Source organism: Ornithinibacillus scapharcae TW25, from assembly GCF_000190475.1.
Lineage (GTDB): Bacteria > Bacillota > Bacilli > Bacillales > Amphibacillaceae > Ornithinibacillus > Ornithinibacillus scapharcae.
Genome location: NZ_AEWH01000056.1, coordinates 1 through 21,600, shown reverse-complemented (window position 1 = coordinate 21,600; position 21,600 = coordinate 1). Strand labels below are relative to the sequence as shown.

Annotated in this window: 26 protein-coding genes and 1 pseudogene; 10 read left to right on the top strand and 17 right to left on the bottom strand. The window is 37.5% G+C overall.

Annotated features, from left to right (window positions below):
* Positions 1 to 273: 273 nt before the first annotated feature.
* From G5W_RS23620 to G5W_RS23895, 3 genes are all read right to left on the bottom strand, one after another.
* A complete protein-coding gene (locus G5W_RS23620; RefSeq protein WP_138919057.1) occupies positions 274 to 525 on the bottom strand; it encodes a hypothetical protein in 252 nt (83 codons plus the stop codon).
* A gap of 314 nt (positions 526 to 839) precedes the next feature.
* Positions 840 to 1,022: a nuclease-related domain-containing protein gene (locus G5W_RS24905; protein WP_138919056.1), complete on the bottom strand. Its 183-nt coding sequence runs from the start codon at positions 1,020 to 1,022 to the stop codon at positions 840 to 842.
* Positions 968 to 1,186, bottom strand: coding sequence for a hypothetical protein (locus tag G5W_RS23895; protein WP_010097983.1), 219 nt, complete (start codon positions 1,184 to 1,186; stop codon positions 968 to 970). The genes G5W_RS24905 and G5W_RS23895 overlap by 55 nt, the downstream gene beginning before the upstream one ends.
* A 114-nt stretch (positions 1,187 to 1,300) precedes the next feature.
* Between G5W_RS23895 and G5W_RS0115175 the strand changes: the two genes are divergently transcribed.
* Positions 1,301 to 2,491, top strand: a complete 1,191-nt coding sequence (locus G5W_RS0115175) for a S1C family serine protease (protein ID WP_010097981.1) — start codon at positions 1,301 to 1,303, stop codon at positions 2,489 to 2,491.
* A 253-nt stretch (positions 2,492 to 2,744) separates the two neighbouring features.
* Here G5W_RS0115175 and G5W_RS0115170 read toward each other — a convergent pair whose 3' ends face one another.
* A complete protein-coding gene (locus tag G5W_RS0115170) occupies positions 2,745 to 3,110 on the bottom strand; it encodes a DoxX family protein (RefSeq protein WP_010097979.1) in 366 nt (121 codons plus the stop codon).
* 229 nt (positions 3,111 to 3,339) lie between these two features.
* Between G5W_RS0115170 and G5W_RS0115165 the strand changes: the two genes are divergently transcribed.
* The gene (locus G5W_RS0115165; protein WP_010097978.1) at positions 3,340 to 5,055 is read left to right on the top strand and encodes an ABC transporter ATP-binding protein; all 1,716 of its coding nucleotides are present in this window, start codon (positions 3,340 to 3,342) and stop codon (positions 5,053 to 5,055) included.
* A gap of 40 nt (positions 5,056 to 5,095) precedes the next feature.
* On the opposite strand, the gene G5W_RS0115160 is transcribed toward G5W_RS0115165, so the two are convergent.
* The 7 genes from G5W_RS0115160 to G5W_RS0115130 form a co-directional block, all read right to left on the bottom strand.
* Positions 5,096 to 5,929, bottom strand: a complete 834-nt coding sequence (locus G5W_RS0115160) for an alpha/beta fold hydrolase (RefSeq protein ID WP_010097977.1) — start codon at positions 5,927 to 5,929, stop codon at positions 5,096 to 5,098.
* A gap of 112 nt (positions 5,930 to 6,041) precedes the next feature.
* Positions 6,042 to 6,788: a class I SAM-dependent DNA methyltransferase gene (locus tag G5W_RS0115155; protein ID WP_010097976.1), complete on the bottom strand. Its 747-nt coding sequence runs from the start codon at positions 6,786 to 6,788 to the stop codon at positions 6,042 to 6,044.
* Between the two features lie 11 nt (positions 6,789 to 6,799).
* Positions 6,800 to 7,786, bottom strand: coding sequence for a phosphotransferase enzyme family protein (locus tag G5W_RS0115150; RefSeq protein ID WP_010097975.1), 987 nt, complete (start codon positions 7,784 to 7,786; stop codon positions 6,800 to 6,802).
* 131 nt (positions 7,787 to 7,917) lie between these two features.
* Positions 7,918 to 8,322 carry a GNAT family N-acetyltransferase gene (locus G5W_RS0115145; protein ID WP_010097974.1) on the bottom strand — a complete coding sequence of 135 codons (405 nt, stop codon included), beginning with the start codon at positions 8,320 to 8,322 and terminating at the stop codon, positions 7,918 to 7,920.
* A 13-nt stretch (positions 8,323 to 8,335) separates the two neighbouring features.
* The gene (locus G5W_RS0115140; protein WP_010097972.1) at positions 8,336 to 8,920 is read right to left on the bottom strand and encodes a histidine phosphatase family protein; all 585 of its coding nucleotides are present in this window, start codon (positions 8,918 to 8,920) and stop codon (positions 8,336 to 8,338) included.
* Positions 8,921 to 8,923: 3 nt separating this feature from the next.
* Positions 8,924 to 9,313, bottom strand: a complete 390-nt coding sequence (locus tag G5W_RS0115135) for a nucleoside 2-deoxyribosyltransferase (RefSeq protein WP_010097971.1) — start codon at positions 9,311 to 9,313, stop codon at positions 8,924 to 8,926.
* Between the two features lie 13 nt (positions 9,314 to 9,326).
* Positions 9,327 to 9,866 carry a GNAT family N-acetyltransferase gene (locus G5W_RS0115130; protein WP_010097970.1) on the bottom strand — a complete coding sequence of 180 codons (540 nt, stop codon included), beginning with the start codon at positions 9,864 to 9,866 and terminating at the stop codon, positions 9,327 to 9,329.
* Positions 9,867 to 9,983: 117 nt separating this feature from the next.
* Here G5W_RS0115130 and G5W_RS0115125 point away from each other — a divergent pair, with 117 nt between their 5' ends.
* Positions 9,984 to 10,283, top strand: coding sequence for a TIGR04104 family putative zinc finger protein (locus tag G5W_RS0115125; RefSeq protein WP_010097969.1), 300 nt, complete (start codon positions 9,984 to 9,986; stop codon positions 10,281 to 10,283).
* 45 nt (positions 10,284 to 10,328) lie between these two features.
* On the opposite strand, the gene G5W_RS21290 is transcribed toward G5W_RS0115125, so the two are convergent.
* Genes G5W_RS21290 through G5W_RS0115105 form a run of 4 tightly spaced genes read right to left on the bottom strand, consistent with a single transcriptional unit; the run spans position 10,329 to position 13,704 of the window.
* Positions 10,329 to 10,712 carry a bactofilin family protein gene (locus G5W_RS21290; protein WP_010097968.1) on the bottom strand — a complete coding sequence of 128 codons (384 nt, stop codon included), beginning with the start codon at positions 10,710 to 10,712 and terminating at the stop codon, positions 10,329 to 10,331.
* A 41-nt stretch (positions 10,713 to 10,753) separates the two neighbouring features.
* Positions 10,754 to 11,668, bottom strand: a complete 915-nt coding sequence (locus tag G5W_RS0115115) for a M23 family metallopeptidase (protein WP_010097967.1) — start codon at positions 11,666 to 11,668, stop codon at positions 10,754 to 10,756.
* 32 nt (positions 11,669 to 11,700) lie between these two features.
* A complete protein-coding gene (locus G5W_RS22910) occupies positions 11,701 to 12,921 on the bottom strand; it encodes a polysaccharide deacetylase family protein (protein ID WP_010097965.1) in 1,221 nt (406 codons plus the stop codon).
* A gap of 33 nt (positions 12,922 to 12,954) precedes the next feature.
* A complete protein-coding gene (locus tag G5W_RS0115105; protein WP_010097964.1) occupies positions 12,955 to 13,704 on the bottom strand; it encodes a coiled-coil domain-containing protein in 750 nt (249 codons plus the stop codon).
* A gap of 205 nt (positions 13,705 to 13,909) precedes the next feature.
* Here G5W_RS0115105 and G5W_RS0115100 point away from each other — a divergent pair, with 205 nt between their 5' ends.
* From G5W_RS0115100 to G5W_RS0115085, 4 genes are all read left to right on the top strand, one after another.
* Positions 13,910 to 14,533, top strand: coding sequence for a hypothetical protein (locus tag G5W_RS0115100; protein WP_010097963.1), 624 nt, complete (start codon positions 13,910 to 13,912; stop codon positions 14,531 to 14,533).
* Between the two features lie 104 nt (positions 14,534 to 14,637).
* Positions 14,638 to 15,192 carry a GNAT family N-acetyltransferase gene (locus G5W_RS0115095; RefSeq protein WP_010097962.1) on the top strand — a complete coding sequence of 185 codons (555 nt, stop codon included), beginning with the start codon at positions 14,638 to 14,640 and terminating at the stop codon, positions 15,190 to 15,192.
* Positions 15,193 to 15,268: 76 nt separating this feature from the next.
* The gene (locus G5W_RS0115090; protein WP_010097960.1) at positions 15,269 to 15,712 is read left to right on the top strand and encodes an ASCH domain-containing protein; all 444 of its coding nucleotides are present in this window, start codon (positions 15,269 to 15,271) and stop codon (positions 15,710 to 15,712) included.
* A 38-nt stretch (positions 15,713 to 15,750) separates the two neighbouring features.
* Positions 15,751 to 16,278, top strand: a complete 528-nt coding sequence (locus G5W_RS0115085) for a P-loop nucleotide/nucleoside kinase family protein (RefSeq protein ID WP_029191152.1) — start codon at positions 15,751 to 15,753, stop codon at positions 16,276 to 16,278.
* A 65-nt stretch (positions 16,279 to 16,343) separates the two neighbouring features.
* On the opposite strand, the gene G5W_RS0115080 is transcribed toward G5W_RS0115085, so the two are convergent.
* On the bottom strand, positions 16,344 to 17,120 hold the full coding sequence (locus tag G5W_RS0115080; RefSeq protein ID WP_010097957.1) for a DUF2935 domain-containing protein: 777 nt from the start codon (positions 17,118 to 17,120) through the stop codon (positions 16,344 to 16,346).
* A 146-nt stretch (positions 17,121 to 17,266) separates the two neighbouring features.
* Here G5W_RS0115080 and rlmH point away from each other — a divergent pair, with 146 nt between their 5' ends.
* Positions 17,267 to 17,746: a 23S rRNA (pseudouridine(1915)-N(3))-methyltransferase RlmH gene (gene rlmH, locus G5W_RS0115075; protein ID WP_010097956.1), complete on the top strand. Its 480-nt coding sequence runs from the start codon at positions 17,267 to 17,269 to the stop codon at positions 17,744 to 17,746.
* A 59-nt stretch (positions 17,747 to 17,805) separates the two neighbouring features.
* On the opposite strand, the gene G5W_RS0115070 is transcribed toward rlmH, so the two are convergent.
* Positions 17,806 to 18,108: a nucleotide pyrophosphohydrolase gene (locus tag G5W_RS0115070; RefSeq protein ID WP_010097955.1), complete on the bottom strand. Its 303-nt coding sequence runs from the start codon at positions 18,106 to 18,108 to the stop codon at positions 17,806 to 17,808.
* 215 nt (positions 18,109 to 18,323) lie between these two features.
* Between G5W_RS0115070 and G5W_RS24705 the strand changes: the two genes are divergently transcribed.
* Positions 18,324 to 20,099 (top strand): DNA/RNA helicase domain-containing protein, encoded by a 1,776-nt coding sequence (locus G5W_RS24705; protein WP_010097954.1) that lies wholly within the window; start codon positions 18,324 to 18,326, stop codon positions 20,097 to 20,099.
* A 933-nt stretch (positions 20,100 to 21,032) separates the two neighbouring features.
* A pseudogene (locus tag G5W_RS0115060) lies at positions 21,033 to 21,600 on the top strand (hypothetical protein); the annotation flags it as partial.

Below are 21,600 nucleotides of genomic sequence, written 5' to 3'. Positions count from 1 at the left end.
CACACTTGAGAGGAAAGGACGCACGAGAAGTGATGAAGGAGGCGGTCTTCACGTTCTTGAGAGGAAAGGACGCACGAGAAGATGATGATGAAGGCAGTCATCACGTTCTTGAGAGGAAAAGATGCATGAGAAGATGGTGATGGAGGCGGTCTTCACGTTCTTAAGAGGAAAAATTGCATGAGAAGAAGATGAAAGAGGCAGTCACCACGAAACCAAGAGAAATTCCACAAAAAAGATGATGAAGAATACCTTCATCATCTTAAAGAGACAAATTTATTGGTCCCCTTGAACCTTAAAATATGACCAGCGATTAATACTTATATGCTCATATTCTTGTTCTAGTATTTTCTTAATACGGGGCTTTCTAATATGTCCCCCACACCATTCATAAATCCGATTCGTTGTTAGCATTTCATTAGGAAACAATAATATATACTCACGAATGCTTCGCAAAACGGCTTTTGATACTAGTTCACGATGCCCGCATTTCTCGCAGATACAATAATACCCTATAAATGTATGCACAAACCCCCAACACTCCCTACATACAATCCCCTTCGCTAATTGTTCATATTCATACTTCGGTACCTGTGAATATGGTGATTCTTTTAAGTGAAGTGAAACAAGCTTTTCCGCAAGAGCTTTGTGTTTATTTGTTATTCTAAAGTTTGGAGAGAATTGTATAATATTACGGTGAAGTTGAGTAGGGTAAATGAATGGTTTATCTAATGGGGCTTGGTACAGGGTGAATTCAGGATTGATGAAAACAACTGAAGAATCAATTGAGGTGTTAATTCGGAAGCTTTGAAGTAGTTGTCTTAAGAGAGACTCAGTTCTTGCTAATTGGTTAAGGGATTACTAATTTCGAAGTTGGATCTGTTGTATAAGCGGTCGTTATCGTAGTAAAAATCGCCTTGGTAATTTTTGATTTCATAAACGTATATCTTGTCTGCGATAACTAGCGAATCTATTTGAAATGTTTGATTAGAAACTTGAAGTAATAAATCGTTAAAACAATACATTCATTATTAAAACGGTTAAAGATTGCATCAAATAAATTCTCCCCTTCATACCCCTTTTCCAAATTGGACAAATACTGCCTATCTTTCTCAGCTAACTCCATTCTTGTATGTAGTGACCTTAGAAGTCTCAATTCAATTGGAACTTCTCTTTCTTTAACTATCATTTTCCACATCCTTTCTATTCCCAATGGTAATACATGGAATAAAAACTTGCAAAAGATTATTCCATTTAAAACAGAACATAATAAACCCTATAGCAATAGAAAAGGAGCAATCATATGGGGTATTATGATCAAAATTATCCAACCAATCCTAATCGTAGACGAAAAAATCCATGGCCAACTTTACTTATCGGGGTTTTGATTGGTGCGTTTATTATGGCGATAGCCGTTCCACGAATCATGGAAATGGGATCGGAGTCTTCCAGCCCTAGTAGAAAAAATCAATCCAATAACTTAGACACGGAACAAATCGTTTCATTAGATATCTCTACCCGGATTACGGAAGTAGTGGAAGTGGTATCGCCAACGGTTGTTGGGATTACCAATATTCAGCACCAATCAGACTTTTGGGAGCAGCAGGAGGATAGTGAGGCTGGAACTGGATCTGGTGTAATCTATAAGAAGGACGATAACTATGCTTATGTGGTGACGAATCACCATGTGATTGAGGGGGCAGATGAGATTGAGGTCCTCCTGAATGATGATACCGTATTAGAGGCAGAGCTACTAGGAACGGATTTGTTTTCTGATTTAGCAGTGCTTCGAGTGGAAGGAACTGCCGTTAATGGACCGATTGAATTTGGAAGTACGGAGAATTTAAAGGTTGGTGAACCAGTTATTGCTATTGGTAATCCACTAGGACATATGTTTTCTGGTTCTGTTACACAAGGAATCATAAGTGGAACACAACGAACGATTCCTCAGGACTTTAATTTTGATGGTAGAGCAGATTGGCAGGCAGAGGTAATACAAACAGATGCGGCGATAAACCCTGGAAATAGCGGTGGCGCGCTCATTAATATGGATGCGCAGCTAATAGGAATCAATTCCATGAAAATTAATCAAGAAGCGGTGGAGGGAATTGGATTTTCTATTCCGGTTGATACGGCAAAACCAATCATAGATGAGCTAGAGAAAACAGGAAAAGTAAGACGGCCATATATTGGTGTGGAGATCTATTCTTTAGAAGAAATACCTCGCTTAGAATGGGATGAAACATTAAATCTACCGGATAACGTTGATGGTGGCGTGTATGTATGGAGTGTTGATGCTCTGTCGCCTGCGGAAAATGCTGGTTTGCAACGATTAGACGTAATTACCCAGTTGGATGGAAAACCGATTATGAATATGATTGATTTACGTAAGATCTTGTATCAGGAAAAAGAAATAGGAGATGAAGTGGAAATCACCTATTACCGAGATGGGAAGAAAGTCGTCACAACTTTAGTACTGGATATACAACGTTAATGTAAAAAATACACCTCTGTCAGCTAGGAGGTGTATTTTTATTCACAACTAAGGAAAAAGATGGGATGATAAATTACCTACAACTTATCCCCATTTTCAAAAAGTTATTCACAAATTGTGTATATAATTTAGAGTGTAATCTATATTTTGTGTCGAATAAAATCGAAAACACAAAATAACTACGAACATTTGTGCATATGTGGATAAAAATGTGGATAACCATAGGAAAAGGTTAAAATAACCTGTTGATATCTTAAAATGTTTTTCCGGGAACATGTCTATATAATAAGAGCAAAAGAATGATAACGACAATATCGAGTCTAGCTTGGAATGCGAAGGATAAAACACCTTCTGTTAATAATTTAGGTAGCTTGTCTAAAATGATGGCACCAGCCATGATGACTAATAATGGAATCGTAGCTTTCTTCATATACATACCGCACGCAATTAATGCACCACAACCTATTTCAATAACTGCAACAAGGAAAAGAGTTGTTTCGGGATATGGAATATCTAAGTTATAGAACCGTGCCCGCATATCTGGTACGAGAAGCTTCATGATACCAGAAGTAATAAACACATAACCAACTGCATAGCAAAGCCAAGTTGCTATATTCATATTCAATCTTATGAGAATCTCCTCCTATTCGTACAGAATTCGTTTCCCTTATATTTATGCGACTATACGGACAAACTTGACAAGCATTCTAAATAATAGGTAAATATTTAATAAATTCAAACCATAAGATTTTCTTTCTCCAATGCAAAAATGTATAGTATAAAAAGAGATATATATGTGAAACGCTGATTTAAAGGCGTTATTTTATGGGACAGAAGGAAGTGCAATCATGTTAAGGCGGTTTTTCTCTTATTATAAGCCTCATAAAAGGCTTTTTATTATTGACTTTACCTGTGCGGTATTTGTAGCTGTTTTGGAATTAGCTTTTCCGATTGCTGTACAAGAGTTTATTGATCAACTACTTCCAACGGAAAATTGGAATCTAATTGTGATCGTCAGTATATCGTTATTAGCGGTTTACTTATTAAGTACCATTATGCAGTATGTCGTGACGTATTGGGGACATAAATTAGGGGTCAATATTGAAACAGATATGCGCCAGGATTTATTCCAGCATGTGCAAAGACAGTCATTTCGATTTTTTGATAATACCAAAACTGGGCATCTGATGAGCCGAATAACGAACGACCTGTTTGATATTGGGGAGTTCGCTCACCATGGTCCAGAAGATTTGTTTATTGCATTCATGACGTTTATTGGTGCGTTTGCATTGATGTTTAATATTAACTTCCATTTATCTGTGATTATCTTAATCATCGTTCCAATTCTTATTTGGCTGATTACATACAGTAATATTAAGATGAACAAAGCTTGGAAGTCGATGTATGAAGAAATTGCTGAGGTAAACGGACGAGTGGAGGATGCAGTTTCTGGTGTACGTGTCGTTCAGTCCTTTACAAACGAAGACTTTGAAATGGAACGTTTTACGAAGGATAACTATAACTTTAGAAAAGCGAAGGTAGGCGCTTATAAAGTCATGGCCTTTGTTCACTCTAATATCTACATGATGATGCGGTTGATTGTGTTAGTTGTTCTAGTATATGGAGCATGGTTAACGTTCAATGAACGTATGAGTTACGGGGAACTGGTCAGTTTTATTCTGTTTACGAATGTATTATTTAACCCTATCAATAAAATTAGTGCCTTGCTTGAAATGTATCCAAAAGGAATGGCAGGCTTCAAACGCTTTACAGAAATTCTTGATACCGTGCCAGATGTTCAAGATCGAAAAGGAGCCAAGGATGTAAAAGACCTTCAAGGCTTCATCTCATTCCACAAAGTAACATTTGGTTATGAAAAAACACAAGGTCCTGTCGTTAAAGCGATGAGCTTTAATATTAATGCAGGAGAGACAGTCGCATTTGTCGGTCCTTCAGGAGCTGGGAAAACAACGATTTCGTCATTAATTCCACGCTTCTATGATGTGGATAGCGGTCAAATCACCATCGATGGAATGGATATTCGGGATATGACAAAGCGCTCATTACGTGAACATATCGGTATTGTCCAGCAGGATGTTTTCCTATTCACCGGAACCCTACGTGAAAATATTGCGTATGGAAAATTAGGTGCAACGGAAGAAGAGATTCGTGAAGCGGCAAGACGAGCACATTTGGAAGAATTTATTAATGAATTGCCGGATGGCTATGAAACACAAGTGGGAGAACGCGGACTGAAGCTCTCTGGTGGACAAAAGCAACGTATTGCGATTGCAAGGATGTTCTTGAAAAACCCACCAATCTTAATATTAGATGAGGCGACTTCTGCACTTGATACCGAAACCGAGATGATTATTCAGCAAGCACTGAACGAATTAGCGAAGAATCGGACAACCTTAATCATCGCTCACCGACTTGCTACTATCCGTAATGCCGATCGGATTATGGTCCTAACGAAGAAGGGAATTGAAGAAGAAGGAAGTCATGATGAGTTAATCAGAAGAAACGGTGTGTTTGCGAACTTGCATAAGGTGCAGATGCAATAACTAAAGGAAAAAATAGCGGGGAGTAAACCCTGCTATTTTTTTATGAATTTTTAATGAAATCAAGAACAGCTTTACTGAATTTTTCCGAAACCTCCACATACGGATGATGCCCAGTCTCTAACTCCTGATAAACAGCTTGCCTAAATTGGAAACCTTCCTGATGTTCCGGTCCTATTGCATCATCATATTTCCCGGACAATACGAATACAGGAGTGGAGATAGATGAAGTGAGTTTTCGAAAGTCCTGGAAAAATTCTTCAGATGAGAATATATACTGCTGAAATTCCCCATTAGACGAAAAATCCACATCAATTAAATCTACCTTTTCTTTAGCAGTCAATGATTGATATTGAAGTTTATAGAATAAATCCATCTCTATTAATGCCTGTGCAGTACCGAAGAATAGCTCTACTAACGTAGCAATATCCGCACTAATATCCACTTTACTTAACTCTAATAACTCTCTACCCTTATGAATTTGAGCTGAAAAGGACTCTTTCAAATGTAAAGTCGCATTGGATAAAATTAATCCCATCACATGCTCCGGGTATTGATGTGCATAGTTAGTGGCCAGCAATCCTCCAAAAGAATGCCCCATGACATACCATTTATCGATTTGAAGATGGACACGCAATTCCTCTAAATCTAAAAGTAATCGTTCAAGCGAATAATCTCCATTATCCGCTAACTCTGATCGACCACAGCCTCGTTGGTCCAAATAAATCATCTTTATTTCTTTAGTTAACGTTCCACTTGTAAAGTGCTGAAACGATTTACTCCAATAACCAGGTCCACCGTGAAGAAAAATACACGGGGTACCAGTTCCTTCTTGATCATAAAATAATGCTAAGCCATCACTAGTTCTGAACTCCATGATATTTCCCCTTTGCTTATCTGAAACTATCTATTCCCAACACATAACGATACGATAAAACATTCTCATCCGAGCGTTTGTCGATATTTCCCGGGAAATGTAGAAAGACTTACTATTTTTTCTTCAAAACACAAATCATATCATAGCTATCATTAGATAACGGTGTTTCCTCCCAGTCCTGAAACATATGAAGAACTTCAAAACCATGGGCCTCTGCCAATCGTTTCATTTCCTTTGGATACACATATCGCAAGCTAATTTCCGTTCTGCTCTCAGGCATCTCAGCTGACCTACGAATCGTCGTATAATGCTGGACTTGTGCGATTTGATCATAATTACTGATCGTGTAAACATCCACATGATGCCCGGTGGTTGGATCCTGATAGCTTCTCCAGTATTCCTCCTCAGCAGGCTGTAAAAGCTCCTCTTTACTCGGGAATCTTGTACTGAAAATAAACACACCGCCATCTTCCAAGTGATTATGTACTGATGATAATAACAAGTCCTGGGCTTCATTTGTTAAGAAGTGCTGAAACGAATTTCCAACCATATAAATCAGCGGGCTTTGTACTTCTAAATTCAGCTGTGTACAATCTTGTTCGACCCATTTTATAGGAAGATTAGTAGATTTCATCCGTGCTTGGTCTAACATCCCCGGATGAATATCCACTCCAATTACACGTTCCGCCACATCTGCCATTGGAATAGTAGCTCTACCAGTACCGCAAGCTAAATCAATAATCGTCCCCTTAAACTGCTTTGCCCATTTTAGTAAATAGTTAATATCGGCAGTATAACCCTCATTTTCATAATCATATAAAGTAGGATTCTCATACTCCTGTAAGTTTTCAAGCTTCAAAACAAAACCCCCTATAACCCTTCTACTATTTCTTCTATCTCTACTAAATGCTCTGAAAGCCAAATCATTTCCTGCACAAAACGCTTCGGCGGACCTTTTCGTTCATCCATGGCAGAATCTAACCACCATGTACTTTCTAGATACCAAAGTAATAGTAAGGAGTCTCTTAAAAAATTCTGTCCCACTTTCTGATGTACGCGATAACCTTCCATAAAAGCACTAGCATTTCTAACTTGAAAATGCCCCTCATCTAATGCACCAGAAATAACCGCTCTACCGATATCCAGCATCAGATAATCAACGCTTAATCGATCAAAGTCAATAATGGCCGAAGGGTTCTCCTGCTCAAATAAAATATTATCCGCCCACAAATCACGATGTGCCCAACCAATCCGATGATAATTCATGGAATCAATCGGAAAGCGTTCGGTTAGGTGAATTTGTTTCTCCATAATAGGCAGGAGGTTCAATTTCCCTTTTTGTTTTATTTCCTCATGAACAGAATGCCAATAGCTAATCCGTTCAGGCTTACTAGGAATTCGAAATTGTGGAGCCCTATTCCCTAATGAAACCCCATCATTTAATAAGAAATGTAACTTCCCAGTTGCTTCCCCTAGCTGATACATTTGTTCTTCCGTAAATTTCCCTGGTCGAACCATATCACCCTCACAGTATTCCATCAGAATAAAATGATCGCCATCTCTTGATTGGAATAAGGTCTCATCTGATTTAGTAAGGATCTTTGGACAAGGAAAAGATAATTCATGTAGTCGATTCTGTTGGAGGAAGACATCTCGCAAATCAGAAATGGAGTATTTCTTTAAACGTTCTTTATTGTATTGTTTGAGGAGATAGGTACCATGATCCGTGTCTATTTTCCACTTTAGATTTAGCCAGCCCCGCCTGATTTGCTCTGCCTTTAATAATTGAAAACCAAACAGTTTATGGACCTGATTAAAAAGGTCCTCCAAAACGGACTGCTCAGAAATATGTGTCATAAAATCACCATTTTCAGAATGTTTCCTATATCATAACCTAACCCCAAATAAAATACAAGAACATACATTCGCTATAATTTTAACTTATACTTTATCAGAGCAGTTTCAACACCTAAATAGTCAAAACCCTACTACTCACCAGACTGCCTCGCATAATTCCGAAGCAGCATCCCGGTCGCCTTTGTCATGCCAAACTTTTCATAATACGGAATTAAATCATCATCACAGCACAAATCAACCATGTATAAATGCTCCAGTTGTTTAAACATCTTACCTACTAATTGCTTGCCAATCCCCTTGTCCTGGTAATCCGGTAACACTTCCAGAAGTGGAATATAAGCGGATAATACATTATCACTTGTAGCCGTTATAAATCCAACAACCTGATGAATCTCCTCATCTATTGCAAGAACGATATAACTACTGTTTTTTAATAAAGTAAGATGAGTTTCAGTGCTTGGTGGATTTGGCCACCCAACAAAGAACCCCTCTAACATATCCGCTGTTACACCATCTAATGAATTCTTATATTGCATCTACAGACACTCCTTAAGCCTCAATCGTTGTCAAATGGTCTATCTGATTAAAGTATCGAATCACCCATTTACCATCTAGCCAATCTAATGTAGAAATACTAGTATTCTCGATTTTTTTATTCTTGCCAAGGTCAAGTTTTCCATTGGCAAGAATAGAAAGTATCCGGTAAATTACAGCCCCATGTGCGACTAATAAGACATTTTGATTTGGATATTTCGAATGAACTTTTTCCAAGCCATTCATGATTCTATCGGAAAAAACATCAAGTGGCTCTTGGTTTGGATACTCATGGTCTGGAAAAAGCGTTTGGCGTTCATCGAATGTCATACCCTCTGCATCCCCAAAGGATCGCTCGGCAAAATCTTCCATCACCTCAGATGGAAGATTTAAGTAACGATTAATAACCTCAGCAGTCTCATATGCCCTTTTTAAATGACTAGAAATAACAACATCATAGTCTTCTGGGCTAAGTGCAGCACCACAGGCTTCGGCTTGCTGAATCCCTTTTGCATTGAGCGGAATATCAGTTTGACCTTGCATTCTTCTTTCAGCATTCCAATCCGTTTCTCCATGTCTAACAAGATATATCGTAGTCATACACTATCTCTCCTCATTTTCTATCAAAATTTCACGAATAAATTGCTCGAGTTCCCCATAAAAATGCTTTATCCCATCGAGGTAATAAAAAGTCGTAGCGGCCTTGGGGTCTAATTTCTCACTAGCGTAAATATAAATCTTCTTCTCTAACCCAATTGCCATTCCAAGCTCGGTATGGGTACCCTTCCCACCAGGAAGCAAAACTATCACAACATCGCTTTCCAGAACTGCATCCCGTTCTGCAGTTCCAATCGCCCGCAATTCTTCCTCAGTGGTAGCACGATTATTTTTAGTCCAATCATATGTGTGAATATGTCCGGCTTCTAGCAATCTATCTCGGACATATTGAACGTTTTCTTTATTTTCCAATCCGGATGCAATATAAAACTTCATCTATAACCCTCACTTATTTCCATTCTCCTGCTAGCTTCCCGTACATGACAAGGTCTACATAGTGATCATACAGCCATTCCCCTTGTCTAATTTTTCCTTCTTCTTGGAAATGAAGCTTTTCGGGAATGGAACGACTTTTCCCGTTTTCAAAGGCTGCTCGAATTTCGATACGATTAAGTCCTAGTTGGAGGAAGCCGTAGTCGATGAGAGCTGTTACCGCTCTAATCATAATTCCATTACCTTGGAATTCTTCCCCAAGCCAATAACCAATTACACCAATACGATTCGACCAGTCGAACGTGTTAAACCCTACCATCCCAGAAAGCCTACCTCGATAAAAGATTCCTAGTGTAAGCCCTTGCTTATCTTGAAATTGGTTATTTGTAAATTGGATAAACTTTTCGGAGTCTTGAACGGTTTTGGTTTTATCAATCCAAGCAAGCCATTCACGTAAGTAATCCCGGGAGTAATCAACTAGTTGAAATAAGCTGTGAGCATCTTTTTCCTCCAGCAATTGCAATGTAATATCGTTATCTACTTCAAATGTAAACATGATGAATCCCCCCGAACTGTTTTCATACATCTTACCATAGAAACAAGATAATTCTCACGACATTAGTAATTTTGTTATAATTAAGATAATAGATGTGATAAAGGAAGGAATGATGATATGCCAACTTGTACAACTTGTCACACAAAATGGAGTTGGAAACAAACATTTAAGAAATCCTTCACATTAGATACCGGAATGACCTGTCCGCATTGTGGGGAAAAACAGTATTTAACAAGTAAATCCAGAAAAAGAAATAGCTTTACGGTTTTTATTATTCCATTAATCCTGCTAGTTTCGTTAGTCTTTGATATTTCGGTAGTCCTTCGCATAGTACTAATTTTTAGTGCCGCAATCGTAATGTTTGTGACCTATCCGTTCTTTATCGAGCTGTCCGAAAAAGAAGAACCCCTTTGGTAACGCAAAAAGTGGATCTTGGCTACATCAGCTCAAAATCCACTTTTCTTATTTCGCAACAGCTTCAACTTTCTTTTTCTTACCTTTTTCCTCAGCTTCTAAAATCACGCTATTCCCACTAAACAGTCCACCATCTTCAATAACAATTCCTCTTGACGTTGCGTTTCCATTTAGTTTTCCTTTGGCTTCAATTTGAATCTTTTCAATGGTTTCTACTTCACCTTTTACTTCACCAGCAATAACCACATTCTTTGCTTTAATGCTTGGCTCGACATAGGCATCTTTTCCAATGTAGACATCACCACTACAGTCAATTTCTCCGATTACCTTCCCATCCACTCGTAGACTATTCGGTAGCGTAATTTTCCCTTCGATTACTGTTTCAGAACCAATAATCGTTTGAATCACTTGTTCATCTTTTTTCTTGCTCATCAACGTCTTTAGCATCCTTTCATTAGCGGTTTTTCTATGTACTAATCAATATCAAATTCCCCATGAATATTAAAATAAGGCTTCGGATCAACAGGTTCCCCGTTTTTAATCACTTCATAATGAAGATGTGGGCCAGTACTTCTTCCCGTACTGCCGATGGTGCCAATAATATCTCCCCTTTTGACCTGGTCACCCGTCTCTACATCAATCTGCATGAGATGACCATACATCGTTTCATATGTACCGGAATGCTTGATTTTAATCGCATTTCCGTAGCTTCCATAGTATTTCGCCAAAGTGACGGTCCCGTCTGCCGTTGCATATACCGGGGTTCCGTAATAACCACGGATATCAACACCACTATGGAAGGATGAGGATTGATGAAGCGGGTCATTTCGGACACCGAAATCGGATGTGAGCGTGTTCGGATTGGTCGGCCATGCCGTTGGGGTGTATTGTAATTCCACACTAACTTCATCCACAACCGCCAATGTTTCCTTATAGCGCTTCAATAGCTCAGATGATGGTAAAAATGTTAAATCATCTCCCGTTTCTCCGATGCTTGTCCCACTTGCAGAAATATGTACACCACCACTTGGTTCAACCATGGTGGGTAATTCATTTATGTAGTCTCGCATTTGTGCTTCTAATTTTGTTAACTCTTCCAGTCTTTCCATTGTTTCGCCAGTCTCTTCTTCTAATGCTGCTAGCGTATTCTCTAATTTTTTCCCTTTCGTCGTCTCAGAATCTAATAGACTAGATAACTCATTAATCTCTGCCTTCTGATGACCACTAATGGAAATAAAATAGACTAACGCGATGATTGGAACGGTAGAAAGAATAAGAAGACTATACAAGGATAACTTTTTTACTTGAATTCGTTTGACAACCTGTCCCGCATCATCGGAAAGAATCGTGAAGGTTAAAATACTACCTCTTCTACGTTTCTTTTTCAATCATCTGTTCTCCTTTCTCTTCAAAACCCCTATCAACGTAAGCTTACAATCTTCAGTCCTAGCCCCTGTAAGTACGAAATGATTTCCGGCAAAGCATCTACTGTTGCTTGTTTCTCATGAAGAAGAATAATGGAACCAGATACTTTTGTTGATTTGATATGGTGGATAATTTGATTGGCACTTTTGCTGTTCCAATCTTTTGGATCATTATTCCATATTACCATTTTTTGTCCTAATTGTTGGGTTAATTTTTCTGTTGTAGCATTAAAATGACCAAATGGTGGACGGAAAAGTGTTACGTTGTCCCCAATGGTAGCTTCGATTATGCTAGCGGACTGTTGTAATTCATGTTTTTGAGTCGACACCGCACTGCTAGCAAAATTAGTATGTGTCATGGAGTGGCTACCGATGGAATAGCCATTTTCATCGATATACTCTGCCTGACCAGGAAACTTGTTTACATTGGCACCGACTAGAAAGAAAGTGCCTCCCACTTGGTAATTCGCTAATGTATCGACAATTTTACTAGTAAATTGTGAAGGACCATCATCAAATGTTAAAGCAACCATCCCTTCAGGTACACTGTGGGACGTACCTTCTTCTAATACGTAAAACGGTAAGTCAGGCTCATCCTCAATTGTAATATTCTCCTCGAGCAGCAAGGTTTCTGGCTTTGATTCCTCTATTTCTTTCAAAGCGTCAGCTGCTTTTTCTACAACCTCATGAACGACAGCCTCTTTTGCTGGTTTAGCCAATGCATTGATAATGATGGAATGTCCAGTATAGGTCAGTAAAATTGCCATTGCGGTTATCAGGACAGTGCTAAAAACCCAAGAGCGCTTGCGCTTAGTCGGCTTAGTCACCTCGGAAATAGCTGCCTTTTCTAATTCCGTTTCATCGTTCGAGCCCAATTCTTGATACAGAAATGGAAGACTGTCCAATTCGGCAACGGTTTCAATTTTTGTTAACTGATTCAGTTCTTGGCTGTAGTTTTCCGTACAACTGAAATCCAAGCGAAGACTTTGTTCCCGATAGGTTTGCGTTAGACTACTCTTGCTTGATTCCGCCTTTAAGGATAGTCGGTATAGATATCCCTTTGAAAAGTCTGTTATCGCTTTTATATGACTAGCTGTCTCATTGTCCAATTTCCAGTAAACATAAGCTTCCTGGTCTAATTGAAATTTTATATGTAAGTAACTATCATTCTCATATTCTACTATATCGATTAATTGAAGAAGCTTCAATTGGTACATAAGAAATTCCCTCCCCCCAGAAGGATTTACTCTTTACTCGTTAACTTCAGAACTTGTTACAGTTGCTTTTGGTGCAAAGGAAAATGACATACGCTCTGTAAATTCATTAATCGTCTGCATAAGCTCTTTTTTCTCTGCAAGAATCTGCTGGTACTGTGAAGCATATTTTTTATTCTCTATCTCAATGCTTCTGATTTTCTCTTCTAATTCACTGACGATGCGCGTATGCTCGTATTTACTATTCGTAAACTCTTCATTTAATTTCGTATATTTATCTTGAGAAGTTTCCAGTTGATTGGATAGGCTTTCATATTCAGTCGTAGACTTTTGCTGATAGTCCTTATAATCCTCTAGTAATTGATCATAGCTCATTTGTTTACTAGAAAGACTTGTTTCCAAACTATGAATCTCGCTATTTTTCTCTTGGATTAACAGATCTCTTTTCTCTAAATCCTGCTTATAACGACTGATGGTTTCATTGGCTTCCTGTAAACGACTGGAAAGCTCGCTCTGTTTTATTTTGAAAAGCTCACGATCCTTCAGCATATTTTCTACTGCTACGATAAGATCCAGTGAGACTTTATCTTGATTGTCTTTCGAAAAAACATTCTTTGTAGTAGATTCTGCTTGCGCTTCCATTTCGACAGAATTAATTTCCTCCATCTCTACTCCAGCAGATGCTTCTTTTTCCGTAATAATAGTTTCCCATGCTTCATTTGTTTCAGAAGTAGTTCGGCTCCCTTTGAACCAACCTAGGCCTTTTTTCTCAATTTCCTTCGACATCTAATTCTCCCTCTCCATCTACATGGTAATCTAGGATAATATTAACAATAGTACCAAATCGTAGTATTCTCTAAGTTAATTGTAAATCTATGTCGAGGAATGTCAATAAATAATAGTATAATAGTAGGAATTATTTCACTATATTTTATTCAAGGAAACCAAAAAATAGTCCAAAACGTATAGAAATATGGATGAGGTGATGATGATGGTTAAGAAACGTAAGCCTATTTTTCAAACAAACTTGATAAACGTAGTCATTGTTGCTGTGATATTAGCACCGTTATTTGGTGGGATTACAGAGAATCTAAAGGTTTTTATCGGTTCTGTCTTAACGATCCCGATTCTAGCCATATTACTGTTCGTGATTTGGCTGATATTCGGATATAGCGGAATAGTTGTCAATAGTATTAATGCCTTTATTATGATTGTAATGATTGCTCTCTATAGTGCACTACCTTTGTTTTATTATATATGGGATAGTTGGACAGTTTGGCTAATCATAGGCATATATGTGGTTACATTCCTAGTTGGCTATATCAATAAAGAAAAGCTAATCATGAAGCTGTCGATTACGGAGGCAGATGATGGAGAGAGAAAACCAGCTAGATTTCTTGTTTACTATACATTAGGTATTTTTGTTATTGGATTAGTTGGAGTAATCCTTGTGAACGTGTCCATATATGGGGGTGGCGACAAGCTTTTAGTTTATGGTTTCTTTTATCTAATCGGCTATTACATATTCGCCATATGCCCAGCCTTTTTAGTAAAACCTACTAAAGCACTAGAGATGGGAGCTATTACGGAGGAGCATTATAAGGAGTATCATTAAAGGGGAAGACTGTCGGAATTTTATGGTAAAATAGAGTATGGTTGATGGTTGTAATACGCTAACATGCTTGAGTAGTAATTTATGAGAAAACAGGAGAAAAAAATATGAAAAATATAAACCTATTAATGGTTGAAAACAGTCAGATGGAAAGTGAGCGTATTATTTTACGTCCAGTATCATTTCAGGATGCGGAGGATATGTTTGAATATACATCCGATGAAGAAACCACACGCTATATTTATGACGAACATCAGGATATCGAACAAACAAAGCGAGTTATCGCAAACTATTATATAGAAGAGCCCATCGGAAAATACTCCATTGTACTAAAAGAAACGAATAAAATGATTGGGACGGTGGAGTTCCGAATTCATGAATGGAATAATAGTGGTGAGCTGGGCTTTACGTTAAATAGACAGTTTTGGGGTAATGGCTATATGACAGAAGCAGGTAATTTGATTCTTGATCTAGCCTTTCATGTACTTGAATTAGAAAGAGTGTATTCGGGGCATGATGTGAGGAATACTGCTTCAGGAAAAGTATTGAAGCGACTAGGTATGACCTATGAAGGCACACACCGTCGGGACCAAAAGGTAAGAGGGGTCTTTACCGATACGGCACATTACTCGATATTGAAAGCGGAATATACGGATAAGTAGTTTAATAGCATGCATCATATAAGAGAATCTACCTGTAGTAGGTTCTCTTTTTTAAAAGGTATGGGGGAGAGAAACAATGAATACGAGAGTAGAACAATTTTGGAAGGATTTTTGTGATGCCAATCAAATGGAAGGTGTGGAATATAAAGAGGCGTTTCAATTTGGGGTATCTGCGGATTGGTTAGCTAGTTTAGTTGTGGAAGGAAAGAAGACAGCGACAACGTCAGGGTATGTGTTTTATGAGTTGGAAAAAGAGGCACTACCTCAAGCTGGTGAGTATTGTATAGTATTGGATGGTCAGGATAACCCTGTTGCGGTTATTCAAACGGAATCTGTCGAAGTGGTTCCGATGAATGAGGTATCAGAGGAATTTGCTTTAGCAGAAGGTGAAGGAGATTATCAATACTGGTGGGAAGCACATGAAAAGTTCTTTACGGAATTATTGGCAGAATATGATAGGCCGTTTTCGCCGGATATGTTGGTGGTTTGTGAGCGGTTTGTGAAGGTGTATCCGAAATAAAGAATTCAATGGACTTCAAACCATTGGGGGGAGTATATATATTTGAAAATTTTAACTTCGAATTAATTTATCGTGAGCGAGATAACTCCACCCCTCTAGTGGTCATGATGTGTGGTGTGGCTGGTTCCGGAAAAACGACATTCTCACAGCAATTGGAGAAGGAAGGTTTTGTACGTCTTTCGATTGATGAAGAAATATGGGCAACTCATGGTCGCTATGGAATTGATTTCCCAATGGAAAAGATAGAGGAATATAAGATAAGGGCAGAAAGCAAACTACGCGATCTCTTAATCCAGTTAATCCAAGATAAGCAACAGGTGGTAATTGACTTTAGTTTCTGGAATCGTGAAAGAAGAGACCAATATAAACAGCTTATTGAAAGGTCCGGCGGGAAATGGAAACTTGTTTATTTGAAGCTTCATCCGGATGATTTGCGTGAACGGCTTAAGATACGAAATAAACGAGTTGATGCTAATGCATTCCCTATTACGGAAGAGATTTTAACAGCCTATCTTGAAGGTTTTGAGGTACCAGAAGGTGAAGGAGAAATTGTGATGGAGAATTAGCCTTTTGTGAGTCAGGAAAATCAATAGCATAAGGAGAATCTACCTGTTGTAGGTTCTCCTTTTTATTAATTGGCATTTTGATGTGGATTCGTTGATTCCGCAAGCTTTGATAAGTAATAGGTAACCTCTCGTACCATATGATCTGTCATGTTGAAGGGTAAACTGTTTAATAGTGATGTATCATGTTCCATGTTATTCAGCTCTTGAAGAAAGGTATGAAAGGATTCCACTTCCATCTGGACTTCTCGATTAAACTTCTTGAGAGCGGGAAAGGTCTTCGTGGTAGCGCGTAGGTATCCAGTCAATTCAATAGCTTTCACATAATACTCTTCAAAATGCTTCACAAACTCATAACTTCTTTTCTTCCGTTGCTTTTCCACGGCATCTAGTGCAGCATGTATCACCCCAGCATGACCTGCAGCACCAATTAACCAAATGAGATGGTGGTGTAGCTCATGAAATATCGGGGCAGCTTTTCCTTCTTTTAAGTAGTTCATCACTAGGATATACTCTTCTACCTCATTTACCATATGATTTAAAAAGGTTGGGGATAGGTGTAACCCGATTGTCCCTTTGACTTGTCTTTTTATCATGGAGTGCTTGAAATCCTTTAATCTCTCAGATGCTGTTTCCGCCTTTTTCGTAAAGGCAATTGTATTATGATTGGAGAGATTTGTGGCTTCTTCTTGTAAATGGTGAAACGAATCGATGAATTGCTTTGCTTTTGCGATTTCTTTTTCCTCTGATGGGTATAGTGAATCATGGATAAACTGGGTGTGTTCCCCAAGGATCTGCAACCAAAACTGGTGTTCAGATGAAGCACTCTCTATATATTCCTTCAAGCAGCATCAACCCCTTTTTCTTCATCAATTTAATGTATTCGCTTACCAACGCTAATATTATTGGAAAATGAAGGATGTGGTGAGTGGAATTTTTTGACTGGTTTGATAAACTAATACAATAAGCTAACGAAAAGGACGGGACAACTATGCGAATTAGCATTATATCAGTAGGGAAATTAAAGGAAAAATACTTAAAGCAAGGCATTGATGAATATATGAAGCGGCTGAAGGCTTATGCCAAGGTGGATATTGTCGAGGTTCCGGATGAAAAGGCTCCAGAAAATATGAGTGAAGCGGAAATGGTGGAAGTGAAGCGGAAGGAGGGAGAGCGAATCCTTTCGCATATTGGACAGGACACGTATGTCATTACGCTTGAAATCGGTGGGAAGATGTTGAGTTCCGAGGAGCTTGCGGATAAGATGGACCAGCTTGCGACGTATGGGAAGAGTAAGATTGCTTTTGTGATTGGTGGATCGCTTGGGATTAGTGATGAAGTGCAGAAGCGGAGTGATTTTGCTTTGTCATTTTCTAGGATGACGTTTCCGCATCAGTTGATGAGGTTGGTTTTGTTGGAGCAGGTATATCGGGGGTTTAGGATTTTGAGGGGGGAACCGTATCACAAGTAAAGTCTAGCGGTAGTCTATAAAATAAGCAGGAATTATAATTATAGTAGAAGAGAAGCATCCTACTCAACCGGATACTTCCTACCATTTTTAACAATTTTCTCTTCCACAATCTCCTTTACATCTAACTCAAGATCGGAACATAGCATTAATGAATAGATCAAAACATCTGCTATTTCTTCACGAATATTTTCTTGATTTTTTTTGAGTGCTTCCTCACTATCAATCCATTGGAAGTCTTCTAGTAGTTCTGCTGCTTCAATAGAGATGGAGATGGCAAGGTCCTTTGGATTATGATATTGTCTCCAGTTTCGTTCATCTCTAAATTCATTTATTGCACTGATTAAGCTTTGAATTTCACTCACTATTATTTCCCCTTTCTAACTCGAGTACATCATAACATATAAGAGACAGCCAGGTAAGGATACATCAAGGAAGAAAGCACATGTATTTCTGCTGGTTTTTTAGAAGGATAATTTCCCATGAAGGAAGACTAATTCTCTTCATCACACATCGTATAGTCAATTTGATATGGTATAATTTAACTAAGTTATTTTACGTGTTGTAAAGGAGTGGCAAAATGATTATATATCAGTCAACAGCTGCTGAATTTATACAAGATACTATTAACGAAGTATTGGTAGATAACTTGTATAATGCCTATCAAGAAAAAATTGGTCGCACTTCAAAAAATGAAATCCGTTCATGGGAAAACTCGTTAGCTAAAATGTCTAATGTACTGTATGATCCCGATATACCAGGGGATGTATCAGTAGCGATTGAGTTTAATATTCCCAATACTTCAAAAAGAGTCGATTTTATCATTGCTGGTAACGACGGAAATACTGAAAATGTAATGATAGTTGAATTAAAGCAATGGGAGTTTGCACGTAAAGTGGAGGGGAAGGAAGCAATCGTAGAAACCGCTCTTGGAAAAGGAATACGGGAAACGGTTCACCCTTCATATCAAGCGTATACTTATGCGGCACTAATTGAAGATTTTAATGAAAGCGTACGTACCAATAATATAAATTTAATACCATGCGCATATTTACATAACTACTTCATTGAAGAAGACGACCCTTTAATGGACACAACGTATGATTTTTATATAGAGAAAGCTCCAATTTTTCGCAAAGGCGAGATTAATAAATTAAGGAATTTTGTTAAAAGGTATATTAAATATAAAGATAAAACAAATGCTATCGTTCAAATTGATAAAGGGAAAATACAGCCTTCCAAATCATTACAAGATGCTTTAAAAAGTATGATTGCGGGCAATGATGAATTCCACATGATAGATGAGCAGAAAGTATTTTTCGAAGAAGCATTATATCTATTTAATAAATCAATGAAAGATAATAAGAAAAGAACAATGGTTGTGGAAGGCGGCCCCGGTACTGGAAAATCTGTACTAGCTATTAATCTACTCGTAGAAATGATTAACCGTGATCGTCTAGCTATGTATGTAACTAAAAATGCTGCTCCTAGAGAAGTTTATGCAGCAAGGCTTCAAGGTACAATGAAAAAGACACATATAAATAACTTGTTCAAGGGTTCTGGCAGTTTTACAGAGGCTGAAAAAAATGAATTTGATGTATTAATTGTTGATGAAGCACATCGCTTAAACAAAAAATCAGGGATGTTTCAAAATCTTGGAGAGAACCAGACTAAAGAAATAATAAATGGTTCATTATTTTCTATATTTTTTATCGATGAAAATCAAAAAGTTACTTTCTCAGATGCTGGAAGTATTGAGGAAATAGAAAAGTATGCAAATGCTTTAGGCTCAGAAGTAGTAAAAAGAGAATTAGTATCGCAATTTAGATGTGATGGTTCAGATGGATATATCGCATGGTTAGATGATGTGCTTGAAATCAGAGAAACTGCAAATAAGAACTTTATTGGAATGGATTATGATTTTAAAGTAATTGATAATCCACATGAATTGTTAAGGTTGATACGCGATAAAAACAAAATTGCGAACAAGTCTCGAATGATGGCTGGCTATTGTTGGGAATGGCCCAAGAACGAACGTAGAAATGTTGAACACCATGATATTGTAATCGGCGATTTTGGTATGAGTTGGAATCTAAATACGACGTGGGCAATTGATAATTCTTCTGTAGAAGAAGCCGGTTGCATTCACACTGCTCAGGGTCTTGAATTTGATTATATTGGGGTAATTATTGGTGACGATATGCGCTATGAAGGTGGTAAAATTACGACTGATTATACAAAACGAGCTAAAACAGATCAGTCATTAAAAGGAATTAAGAAGTTAGCAAAAGAAAATCCAATAGAAGCAAATAAAATAGCAGATAGAATAATAAAAACACCTATCGTACACTTATGACGAGAGGACAAAAAGGTTGCTATGTGTATTGTACAGATAAGCTTCTTGCTGAGTATTTGAAATCTCGGATGGCATATGTAAAAAAAGAAATGGTTCACTTACAAAGGGTAGCTGAGAAACCAACTCCATATGTACTGGATAAGGAATAGTATTGACGTAGTTCCAGAAAAAATTTATAAGACAAATAAGATAGGTAATCAGTAGGAAGATTTTCTAGATTATTCAAACCATTAATTCTGCTTTTTATGAGGACTTTACCGAATATAGAGTAACATTACCTAACCTTGCTAATGGTATAACGAAGTCACACAGTTAGATCGCACATTTGATATGGAATTACTAGATCAAATTATTTACACAAGTTATTTATTATTATAGTTTATCCCTAAAGAAAAAAGGTAGATATTGCCGATAAAGTTAAGCTGTATAAGCTGAAAACGATTTTGAAGGCGAAATCATGCTTGTTGCTGAAAATGAAGAGGGTGGGAAATTAAAACACCGTAAGAATTTTATGCAAGCGTAAAACCAGTTGAAGAGCGTGATTTGTTAAAATTGTTTATGCAATTATTCTGCGGATGCTTATAAGACATTGCTCTCGGAAGTGTAAGGTAACAACCTGAAGAGTATCTAAAGAGTATACTAAGGTAATAGAAATTGATTAGGTAGTATAATAAGCGGTAGAATCAAAGTTAAATATAGTTTATAACAGCGGATGTCAGTCATTTATAGTAAAGCTTGTGTAAAGGATTTTTTGGGATGACTGATATTTTTGTTTTGGGAATGATTTATTGTATTGATTTTCAGCAAAGTACTTATCCAGTTTTGGTTTAATCCGCATAAGTTAACCTAAAATAACGAGTCTATTAATTCTCGCACAGTAATTTTAATAGTATCAAAGATCAGTGAAAAAGAGGTTGAACGGGGGTTGTAAAAGTGGACTTAGGGGATTTTCTTTATGATTTCATACATGCAAAAGAACCATCAGAGGTTATTTTATACTGGGAAGTACATAGTGAAATCACACGGGACTATAAGTTAATTGCTACATCTGAAAAATATTATGAGGATATTGTTTATCCAGAATCTCTTACTAGTATTCTGAATCAAAAAGATACAGACTTTGTTCCATACTTTATGTCAGAAAAAATTTTCTTCCTAGACAATAGTATTTTAGACTTGATGTTGCGAAATACAAAGGTACATGTTCCTTATGACTATTCAATAATGTTAGATACAAACTATACTAGTTATATTGAAACTTTTTTAAAGAAGTTCAATGAATCTGAATTTAGTAGGGGAAGTATTTATAGAACCCTGGATGGTCTGTTAAGGAATAACTTTAACTATGATTATACTTTCTACTTATTAGAAAACTATAAGAATTTGTTTTCATCTGGAAGAGAAATCTTTACAATTTCTAATCCGAAGCATCTAGCGGTATATAAAAACCTTTACTATTTGGAATTATTTAAAAGTATAAATCAAGAAAGTTATATAAATT

Coding starts and splice junctions, on each gene's coding strand:
- G5W_RS24905 (WP_138919056.1), bottom strand. CDS start 1,022: ATGTATTGTTTTAACGATTTATTACTTCAAGTTTCTAATCAAACATTT.
- G5W_RS23895 (WP_010097983.1), bottom strand. CDS start 1,186: ATGATAGTTAAAGAAAGAGAAGTTCCAATTGAATTGAGACTTCTAAGG.
- G5W_RS0115175 (WP_010097981.1), top strand. CDS start 1,301: ATGGGGTATTATGATCAAAATTATCCAACCAATCCTAATCGTAGACGA.
- G5W_RS0115170 (WP_010097979.1), bottom strand. CDS start 3,110: ATGAATATAGCAACTTGGCTTTGCTATGCAGTTGGTTATGTGTTTATT.
- G5W_RS0115165 (WP_010097978.1), top strand. CDS start 3,340: ATGTTAAGGCGGTTTTTCTCTTATTATAAGCCTCATAAAAGGCTTTTT.
- G5W_RS0115160 (WP_010097977.1), bottom strand. CDS start 5,929: ATGGAGTTCAGAACTAGTGATGGCTTAGCATTATTTTATGATCAAGAA.
- G5W_RS0115150 (WP_010097975.1), bottom strand. CDS start 7,786: ATGACACATATTTCTGAGCAGTCCGTTTTGGAGGACCTTTTTAATCAG.
- G5W_RS0115145 (WP_010097974.1), bottom strand. CDS start 8,322: ATGCAATATAAGAATTCATTAGATGGTGTAACAGCGGATATGTTAGAG.
- G5W_RS0115140 (WP_010097972.1), bottom strand. CDS start 8,920: ATGACTACGATATATCTTGTTAGACATGGAGAAACGGATTGGAATGCT.
- G5W_RS0115135 (WP_010097971.1), bottom strand. CDS start 9,313: ATGAAGTTTTATATTGCATCCGGATTGGAAAATAAAGAAAACGTTCAA.
- G5W_RS0115130 (WP_010097970.1), bottom strand. CDS start 9,866: ATGTTTACATTTGAAGTAGATAACGATATTACATTGCAATTGCTGGAG.
- G5W_RS0115125 (WP_010097969.1), top strand. CDS start 9,984: ATGCCAACTTGTACAACTTGTCACACAAAATGGAGTTGGAAACAAACA.
- G5W_RS21290 (WP_010097968.1), bottom strand. CDS start 10,712: ATGAGCAAGAAAAAAGATGAACAAGTGATTCAAACGATTATTGGTTCT.
- G5W_RS22910 (WP_010097965.1), bottom strand. CDS start 12,921: ATGTACCAATTGAAGCTTCTTCAATTAATCGATATAGTAGAATATGAG.
- G5W_RS0115105 (WP_010097964.1), bottom strand. CDS start 13,704: ATGTCGAAGGAAATTGAGAAAAAAGGCCTAGGTTGGTTCAAAGGGAGC.
- G5W_RS0115100 (WP_010097963.1), top strand. CDS start 13,910: ATGGTTAAGAAACGTAAGCCTATTTTTCAAACAAACTTGATAAACGTA.
- G5W_RS0115095 (WP_010097962.1), top strand. CDS start 14,638: ATGAAAAATATAAACCTATTAATGGTTGAAAACAGTCAGATGGAAAGT.
- G5W_RS0115090 (WP_010097960.1), top strand. CDS start 15,269: ATGAATACGAGAGTAGAACAATTTTGGAAGGATTTTTGTGATGCCAAT.
- rlmH (WP_010097956.1), top strand. CDS start 17,267: ATGCGAATTAGCATTATATCAGTAGGGAAATTAAAGGAAAAATACTTA.
- G5W_RS24705 (WP_010097954.1), top strand. CDS start 18,324: ATGATTATATATCAGTCAACAGCTGCTGAATTTATACAAGATACTATT.